We start from the raw sequence: 9,727 nt of genomic DNA, 5'->3' as shown, positions 1-9,727 counted from the left end.
TTAGTAGGTATTTTTTTACATTATCTCCTCCTATGAATTATATTGTTTTAACTATTCTAATTCTAGGGATTTATTTTTCTTTTTTTATATTAATACCATTTTAAAATTAGGTCTTGAAACAGATCAAAGAGTGTTATTTATTCAATCGTCAAGTCTCTTAATACATTACATAATGAGATAAAACTTAAAAAGAAACATAATAGTTTTTTGAAAGCAAAACTCATTAACATAACTTAATAATATATATACTTAGCTAATAAATAATATAATACTTAGCTTTTAAACATCTATTTTCAGTTATTGTTTTAGGTAGTTTATAGTAGGGGGGGTTAAAACGTGGGCCGTGCTGCCGGTACAGTTTGTTGTTATGTTCTATTTCGTCCTTTTAAAGATATTTATTTAACGCCAATGAAAATTGTAGATACTGCTTAAAAGTGGCTGATTTATTTTTATTGATGGTGAATTAAAATTAAATTTTAGTCTATTTTTAGATGCTGAAGTTATGAGATCATTTCATAGTGAAGCTAAATATTTAATTCAAATTTTAATGACTTGAGTGAGATTTATATAAATACTGCTTCTAGAGATTAGTGTCATTGTCTACTAATATTAATATGAATATTAGTACTTAACCTCATCTCTTTTTCTATTTTCAACAATTAAATTTTGTGATTATTTGACAGGGGTCTCATATTAAATTAAATTGACCATGGTTATCTAGATATTATTTGCTTTTAAAAAGATAGCAAGAGCGTACTTAAGAAATGTATGAGTGATGATTGTCAGCATAAATACTCTATCATGTTCATGATAGGGACTAAATTTATTATTATTTACCTTCTATTTTCTACTTAGTTAAAAATTTTTGTGATCCATCTGTGATATTAATAAGTATTACTATGTTTATTTCTGAATCTTTGATTTTTTCTAAATTTATATTGGCTATTATTAACTACTATATTTATATAGTATATACCTAAATTAATCTAGTTTAATCTGGTTTTACTTTAATTAGATTAATGAAGTAAGCAAAAAATATTAATGTCGGGGTGAAATTAGTTAATAAGAGTTGCAAAAGATAGTAGTATTAAGTGTATCTATATGGGGCTAGATGGCGAGAATCAATTAAAAACACACAGGGGGCTCCGCCTACTCTCTATATCCCGGTGTGTCCAAATTCTCATGACACCAGGAAAACATAGTTCTGGGAGTACATTTTTGATCGCTATAAGGTGAGCGTTATTAGTATGGTGGTGATAAATGTAAGGCAGTTTGTTATTGGACTTATAATATAATAGTCTAATAGACATAAAATAATAGTCCAATAAAACGCTATTTAATAGTAGCGCTATTTAATAATAGTTAGTATCGCTATTTAATAGTTAGTAGCCCTATTTAATAGGGGCTATTAGCATATTGAGCTTATAAAATAAATTGAGCTTATGCAATAAAATTTGATTTACTCCTAAATGTATCACAGTCATATGAATGATAAACTCGTAAGAATTTAGCTTTTTTAGTATGCTGCAGAGGTAATCACATAAGGATACAAGGAGACGCAGGATCAAAAAATCAAGTCTTACTAAATTAATATTAATTTTTAATGATTTGATAAAGATTTGATAAAAAGCAAATTATGGATGTTAGGTGAGAGAATGATGCTATTGCGTGCACATCCCCCGACAGGATATCAAAGAAGTCACAAACCATTAAGTTTTTATTAATTTCTTTTATACGTTTATTGTGAAATTACAATAATAATCATAGATGAGTTATTATTTAATGCGCGAAAAGTCAATTCAAAGGGGGAGAGAGTGGTTAAACCCTATCGCAAAAAGGATCCCTATCATAAGAGGGAAGCGTCTTTATATAAGTATCCCGTTCCCAGCAGAGAACTTATTCTCCAGTATTTCAAAGAAATCAATCGCCCGGTTAGTTTCAAATATTTAGTAACAGCTTTTGAGTTAAAAAAATTAGAAGAAAAAGAGGGATTGTATCGACGCTTAGTAGCAATGATTCGGGATGGACAACTTATCATAAATCGATGTGGTAATTATGCTTTAGCTCAAGAAATGGAATTAATCCGAGGGCGTGTTCAAGTTCATCGAAATGGTTTTGGATTTTTAATTCCTGACAATGGTTCGGACGATATTTTCTTACCAGCCAGAGAAATTCGTATAGTATTTACGGATGATGTGGTTTTAGTTCGCCTTATCAATCGAGGAGAGCGAAGACGTGAGGGGACCATTGTTGAAGTATTGGAGCGAAATACTCATCAAGTTGTAGGGCGTTATTTTGAAGCACGTGGGATTGCTTTTATTGATCCAGATAATAAACTAATCACTCAAGAGATTTTAATTCCTTTCGGACAGCAGGGTAAAGCTCGACCTGGCCAATTTGTTGTTGCTGAAATAATAGCACAACCGAGTAAACAAAGGCAAGCATTAGGACGAATAATAGAAATTCTTGGTGATCACCTGACTCCGGGCATGAAGGTAGAACTTGCTATTCGTACTTATGAGCTTCCTTATCAATGGCCTCCGGAAGTACTTCAAGAAGAAAAACAGTTATCTGTTGAGGTACTAGAGCACGACAAATCAGGACGAAATGATTTACGCCATCTGGCATTAGTAACTATCGATGGGGAAGAAGCTAAGGATTTTGATGACGCCGTTTATTGTAAATCGACAAAAAACGGGTTTGTGCTTTATGTAGCTATTGCTGATGTGTCATATTACGTAAAATTAGGTAGTGCCTTAGATCAAGAAGCCGAAGCACGGGGTAATTCAGTATATTTCCCGGGAAAAGTGATACCTATGTTGCCAGAAGCACTGTCAAATAATCTTTGTTCGTTTTGTCCTCACCAAGATCGATTAGCTATCGTTTGTGAAATGCATATTTCCTTGGAGGGGAAAATAAAAACTTATCGATTTTATCGAGCAGTTATTCATTCTCACGCTCGATTAACGTACAAGCAAGTAGCAGCCATGTTGCGAGGTGAAAAAACTAAAAATTCAAAAATGATACCCCACATTAAAAATTTATATAGATTGTATCAAAAATTATTAACACAGAGAATAAAACGGGGGAGCATTGAATTCAATACGCCCGAAACTCGAATTGAATTTGATCAGAGGGGTAAAATTAAACGGATCATTCCAGTGGTTCGTAATGAAGCACATCAGATTATTGAAGAGTGCATGTTAATTGCTAACATGTCGGCTTCAAATTTTTTGAAAGAAGGAAATATTCCAACCTTGTATAGAGTTCATGAAGGACCGGACAAACAAAAATTACACGATCTTAAGAAATTTCTTCAGGCATTTGGACTTAGATTAACGGGCGGTGATAAGCCAACATCTATGGATTATGCAAAATTATTACTTCGAATTAAAAAACGTTCTGATGCACACTTACTACAAACCGTTATGTTACGCTCTTTGCGTCAAGCTATCTATACTCCTGAGAATCTAGGTCATTTCGGTTTGTCCTATGAAGGGTATTGTCATTTTACTTCTCCCATTCGACGTTATCCTGACTTAATTGTTCACCGAGGAATTTGTCATCAGTTGCAAAAAAAATCAGTGAAGCAATTTCCTTACAATGAAGGAAGGTTAACAGTTTTAGGTGAGCATTGCTCCACGTCGGAACGACGAGCGGATCGAGCTACCCGAGATGTGGTGGATTGGTTAAAATGTGAGTATATGCTGAATAAAGTGGGACAATCATTTGATGGCCATATTGTGGATGTTACTGGATTTGGCGTCTTTGTAGAATTAGACAAAATTTATGTTGAAGGTTTGGTTCATGTAACAGCATTAGAGAACGATTGCTATCATTATGATTCCATTCATTATTTATTGCGAGGGAAGCGTAGCGGCCAAACTTATCGTCTGGGTGACCCGATACGGGTCGTTGTAGTAGGTGTAGACCTGAATGAGCGTAAAATTAATTTTGTAGTTGAGAAGAAAAATTAGTTATAGAATAGGGATTAATTTTAACTGGGGTATGAATGGTCGCACTCTATCAAAATCACCAAATCTGTGAATTAGAGCAATTGGCAGCCGAATTTGGTATTGATGCTTACGAGCTTATGGTTCGTGCTGGAGAGGCTGCTTTTAAAATCTTAATCAAACGTTGGCCCAGTCTTAAAAAAATTACAGTTTGTTGCGGAAAGGGGAACAATGCTGGTGACGGATTGGTTATCGCCCGTTTGGCGTATCAGCAAGGTTTTAAGGTGACGGTTTATGCTCTAGCCCAACCTACCGAGTATCGAGGTCCTGCTGCTCAAGCGGCTCAGGATTGTAAAAAACAAGGTATTATAATTCAACCCTTTCCTTCCACCCCCTCTTTCGAAGGAGGGGTGATTATAGATGCCCTTTTAGGTAGGGGTCTAAAGGGAGAAATCCAGTCACCCTACACTGAAATTATAACAGCGATTAATGAGGCTGTAGAACCTGTACTAGCAGTTGATGTACCCTCGGGTGTTAACGCCGATACGGGAGAAGTACAAGTAACGGCTGTAAAAGCTGATTTAACTATTACTTTTATAGGATTGAAACGAGGATTATATACTGTTCAAGCACCATCTTATTGTGGTGAACTTGTATTAGCCTCATTGGGTCTTCCTAATCCTTTATTCAAGCAAGTAAAAACACATACTCAATTATTGGATTGGTCTTATGTACAACCTTTTCTCCCTCTTCAACGTGAACGTGATGCTCATAAAGGTAATTATGGGCATGTATTAGTAATCGGAGGAGATTATGGAATGGGTGGGGCAGTCCGTATGGCGGCTGAAGCTGCTGCTCGAGTAGGAGCGGGATTAGTGACTGTTGCTACTCGTCCTGAGCATCTACCGATTGTAAGTGGATCACGACCAGAATTAATGTGTTATCAAGTAGCTGAGGCGGATGACTTAGAGAGTCTCCTTGAATCAGCCACTGTAGTAGTAATTGGGCCAGGATTAGGAAAATCAGATTGGGCAAAATCTTTATTAAATAAAGTATTACTTAGTAGAACTCCTAAGGTGCTTGATGCTGATAGTTTGAATTTATTGGCAGAAAGCCCTATCTTTCGAGAAGATTGGATCTTAACTCCTCATCCTGGTGAGGCTTCGCGATTATTGAATATTTCTTGTCACGAAATTCAAAGCAATCGATTTGAGGCGATTCGAAAATTGGCTAACCGTTACTGTGGTGTTGTAGTCTTAAAAGGAGCCGGAACCTTAATTAAGGGAAGAGAAGAGGATATCTCTGTTTGTTCTGCAGGAAATCCTGGTATGGCTACCGGTGGTATGGGAGATATTTTAAGTGGTGTCATTGGTGGGTTGTTGGCTCAACGATTAAGCTTCATGATGGCAGCTCAGGTGGGAGTTTTGATTCACTCACTGGCGGCAGATCGTGCTGCTGAGGAAGGCGGGGAAAGAGGATTATTAGCTACAGATCTATTCCCTCATTTACGTGCTTTGGTCAATTCTAATGGAAATAGATCCTTTTGATTATTTCTTTTACTCCTAAAATTATTTCGAGTGAGAAAGAGATGCTTTTATTGGGTCAAAAAATAGCAAATTTTTATCCAAAAGGGAGTGTTATTTATTTATCAGGAGAGTTGGGTTCTGGGAAAACAACTTTAGTTCGTGGATTTTTACGAGGACTCGGATATAGAGGCTTGGTTAAAAGTCCTACCTATTCTTTAATAGAAATTTATAAATTATCGACTGTAGAGATTGTTCATGTAGATTTGTATCGTCTGGAAGAACCTGAAGAGTATTTAAATTTAGGTTTAAGTGATTATTTAAAAAATAATTCTATTCTATTGATAGAATGGCCTGAAAAGTCTGAAAAATTTCTTCCTTTTCGTACTTTATGGATTAAGATTAATATTCGAGATAAAAAGCGTATCGTCAAATTTAGTATTTAATTTTTTCTTAACTTAGAGGCTATTTAACTGATTATGATTTTTACTCTGAAGACTCCTTGCCAAATATCTACTAAATAAGCATTGTTAAGGTGGCTTATGCGAAAATATTGGCTATTCTTAATTATTTTATTACTTATACCTTTAAGTGGGATTTCTAAACAAAATGAAATTATAGCCTTAGATATTTATTCTCAAAAACTGAGTTGTCGCTTAGTATTTCAAATTAGCTCAATCTTTTATTATCATTATTTTCAATTATCTCATCCAGACCGCTTGGTTTTTGATTTTCCAAATTTCCATGCAATTAAGCTTTTTAGTCAATCTTCATTAAAGGATACACCTATTAAAAGAATTCGCTATCTAATTGGTAAAAAAAATAAGTTACGGATTGTTTTTGATTTAAAATGTTCTGTAAATATAAAAATATTTATATTGAAGTCTAAATATCCTGGGAAAGATGCTCGGTGGATAATTGATTTTAATTCTGTTGATAAGGCGCCTTCTTCTTTAAAAATTAGATGTTTTCAAAAGATGGCTTTTTCGCCAATTAAATTCTCCTCATTACCTAATCGATCACGTGAAGTAATTGTAGTAATTGATCCAGGGCATGGAGGACGTGATCCAGGTGCAATAGGCTTGGGGGGTGCTCATGAAAAAGATATTGTATTAAAAATTTCTAGATATTTACAACAGGATATTAATCGGCAGCGGGGATTTAAAGCTTATTTAACACGGAAAGGAAATTATTATTTAACGCTTCGAGAACGACTAGATATCGCTCGACAATATCGAGCTGATATGTTTATTGCTATTCATGCCGATGCTTATAAAAATTCTGATGCCCATGGGGCAACTGTATTTGCATTATCTCAACGGGGGGTAACTAGTGAAGCTGCGCGATGGTTAGCTAAGCATGAAAATGAATCAGAATTGATGGGCGGGGTAGATCTTAGCGATAAAAATAATTTGCTCAAATCCGTTTTAATTAATTTATCTCAGACTGCTACGATTCATGCTAGCTTGATTATTGGACAGGAGATCATTCATGCGTTATATCAAGTAGGGGGATTGCACCATGGTCATGTGGAACAAGCCGATTTCGTGGTATTGAAATCTCCAGACATTCCCTCACTTTTAGTGGAAACAGGTTTTATTTCTAATTTTCATGAAGAGCATAAACTTTTAAATCCAGTTTATCAACAACGTATTGCATCTGCTTTAATGCAAGGAATTCGGGCCTATTTCATCCATAGTCCACCACAAGGAACTTGGCTTGTAAAATGCAAATTCAGTCAACGGGTCAGCAAAAGTAAAAGTGTCTTGTTCTATAGAGGGTTTCACGAGAACTAAACCGTTTCACTAATATTTTTGAGTGTTTTAATGTATCTTTAACCGTTTTATTAAAGCTAATTAATCATCTGTATCCTACTCAAATTTTGGTTAATTTCAAAAATTAAATAATACAAAATAGGTAAATCTGGTTTTAAATTGAAGGGTTGATTCGTAAATTGAGTTTGGGAATCAAATTGGGGACTAGGAATATTTTTTATGTCTGTGCAGTTATGAACTTACAAACTAGGACCCATTTTTGTTGATTTAATAGAGTTAGTATAAATATACATTATAATATTTATATATATTCGTTCTTTTAATTTTTATACTTGCTTATATGTGAACCTTACCTACCTGTTGTGAAGATATTTTTAAAAAAATCTATCAAGCGCTTTATTTAAACCCCCAGTTAATGAATGAATTTAGTAATTTTTAGAAGATCGTGATTCGTTACGAGACCACATGTTAAAGTGTGTGGTAAAAATAAATCCAATTTTAAAATAAAAAGCTCTCTGTATGGATTAATTATCAAAACCTTACTTATGATGGAGAAATTTATTGAGTTAAAGATAGGGTGCTGTCCCATTTATCAAAATAAGAAATTTATTAAATATAGGTAAAATAGGCAACAAGGATATTAGGAGAGCAAAATTATGGTACGGCTGTTCTGGGTATAAATTAAATAAAGTATGAGATAATACAAAAAGCTGTCAGAAAAAGTGCTAATCAAAGTAAATTTGATATTTTACTGATGATCCGCTATAAACTTTGTTAGCATTTGCTAAATACTATTTTAAGTATAATAAAGCAAGATAAATAAGTTAATAGGATTGCTCCAAGTAGGTTAAAATTTATTAGCGTTACTGAACCAATGATCACGATAAAATTTATAGAAAAGAAATATTGTCAATTTAATTGACTATGGGTTTTCTCTTCTATAGAAGCGTTGAAAAAATACATTTATTTTTTACAGTGAAAATACAGGAATCAATGTTAAACATCTAATCTTTCTTTTATTTTTAATTATTTCCGATCAAGTAAATTTGGTAAATAATTAAAAATATAATGAGGGTATCAAATTAAACGTGTCTGTTGTAAAAAACTTATTGAGGCAATAAAGGTATTTCAGCTAAGTAATGAAATAACAAATATCTCCATATTTATAGACATTTTTATTCCATTTCAATTATCATAAGCAAGGAATGAGTTTTAATGAGTAAAAACTTTACATTTACTTAGATAATACAACAAAGCTATTAGTAATTTTGAATAACTATTCTCCTCGTTAGAGATAATGTAATTAATTAATAATTTTCTAAAATATGTTGGATTAAGATTAGGTACTAAATCTATATTACTTCTTTTGCTAAGTAAATATATTAGCAAAAAATGAAAAAATTACAATATGATTTTTATGGATATTATCTTTGCCTGACATGTATTATGGATTCAAACTCGTTCAGTGTATTCATTGGAAAGAATCTTCAAGGAAATATATTCTATTGAAGCAAGCACTCATTTTTTAGTTTATTAAGAATAAATCGTGATTCGATGTTTAGAATGAATGATGGATGTTTAGAATGAATGATGTAATAGCACATCCTATCATAAAGAATGAGCTTATTAAAGTGCTCAAAGATAAACTAGATAAGTAAAGTTAAGTAAAATTAAATAAATTTAAGCTTATTGTTAGGTATAACAACAGTGATTTCTTCTAGCAAATTTTCTAAAAATCCGCTAAGCTCTTCTCTCAAAGAAGCACATTGAATTAATTTAGCTATGCGCATTCATCGACTAAGTAATCAAACTGCCAATCAAATTGCTGCTGGAGAAGTAATTGAACGTCCTGCTTCTGTGGTTAAAGAATTAATTGAAAATAGTATTGATGCTGAAGCAACCCAAATTCAAATTGATATTCTCCAAGGTGGTTTAAAACAAATTCGCGTCCAGGATGATGGAAAGGGAATTCATTACGAAGATTTACCTTTAGCGCTTGAGCGGTACACGACAAGTAAAATTAAAAATGCCGAAGATTTACAGCACATCATTACTTTAGGCTTCCGAGGTGAAGCATTAGCTAGTATTGCAGCTGTATCTCGATTACAATTGACCTCAAGGCAACGCAAAGAAAATTTTGCCTATTATATTAGTAAGCTATATGAAAGTGTTACTTCACCCATACCTGTAGCTCATCCTCCAGGGAGCACAGTAGAAATTCAAGATCTTTTCTATAACATACCAGCAAGACGAAAATTTTTAAAAACACCCACCAGGGAATTTCAGCATATCAAACGGGTAATTGAGCGGATTGCTCTTGGTCACTTTTCGATCGGGTTTACTCTTGAACATAATGACAAAGAAATAATGAATTTTCAAGCAGCCTTTACAAGTTCCGATCGAATGAATCGCATCAAAAGTATTTTGGGTGATGCATATCTACAATCTGCTATTTCCATTGAATTTATTCAGTCAG

5 protein-coding genes are annotated in these 9,727 nt (G+C 33.6%); all 5 read left to right on the top strand.

Annotated features, from left to right (window positions below):
- The first annotated feature begins 1,814 nt into the window (after window positions 1-1,814).
- On the top strand, window positions 1,815-3,977 hold the full coding sequence (gene rnr / locus CLERM_RS02460; RefSeq protein WP_102157013.1) for a ribonuclease R: 2,163 nt from the start codon (window positions 1,815-1,817) through the stop codon (window positions 3,975-3,977).
- A 35-nt stretch (window positions 3,978-4,012) separates the two neighbouring features.
- Window positions 4,013-5,500 (top strand): NAD(P)H-hydrate dehydratase, encoded by a 1,488-nt coding sequence (locus CLERM_RS02455; RefSeq protein ID WP_102157012.1) that lies wholly within the window; start codon window positions 4,013-4,015, stop codon window positions 5,498-5,500.
- Window positions 5,497-5,922: a tRNA (adenosine(37)-N6)-threonylcarbamoyltransferase complex ATPase subunit type 1 TsaE gene (gene tsaE, locus CLERM_RS02450; protein WP_241538086.1), complete on the top strand. Its 426-nt coding sequence runs from the start codon at window positions 5,497-5,499 to the stop codon at window positions 5,920-5,922. The genes CLERM_RS02455 and tsaE overlap by 4 nt, the downstream gene beginning before the upstream one ends.
- A 96-nt stretch (window positions 5,923-6,018) precedes the next feature.
- Window positions 6,019-7,272, top strand: a complete 1,254-nt coding sequence (locus CLERM_RS02445; RefSeq protein WP_102157011.1) for an N-acetylmuramoyl-L-alanine amidase — start codon at window positions 6,019-6,021, stop codon at window positions 7,270-7,272.
- Between the two features lie 1,761 nt (window positions 7,273-9,033).
- On the top strand, window positions 9,034-9,727 hold a 694-nt coding region (mutL, locus tag CLERM_RS02440), incomplete at its 3' end, for a DNA mismatch repair endonuclease MutL (protein WP_145996293.1).

Origin of the sequence: Coxiella-like endosymbiont (assembly GCF_002871095.1) — a bacterium.
Taxonomy (GTDB): Bacteria; Pseudomonadota; Gammaproteobacteria; order Coxiellales; family Coxiellaceae; genus Coxiella.
The sequence above is the reverse complement of the archived record's forward strand: the minus strand, read 5'-3'. Positions and strand labels throughout refer to the sequence as shown.

Excerpts from the sequence above, each read along its gene's own strand:
- CLERM_RS02455 (WP_102157012.1), top strand. The coding sequence starts at position 4,013 with ATGGTCGCACTCTATCAAAATCACCAAATCTGTGAATTAGAGCAATTG.
- CLERM_RS02445 (WP_102157011.1), top strand. The coding sequence starts at position 6,019 with ATGCGAAAATATTGGCTATTCTTAATTATTTTATTACTTATACCTTTA.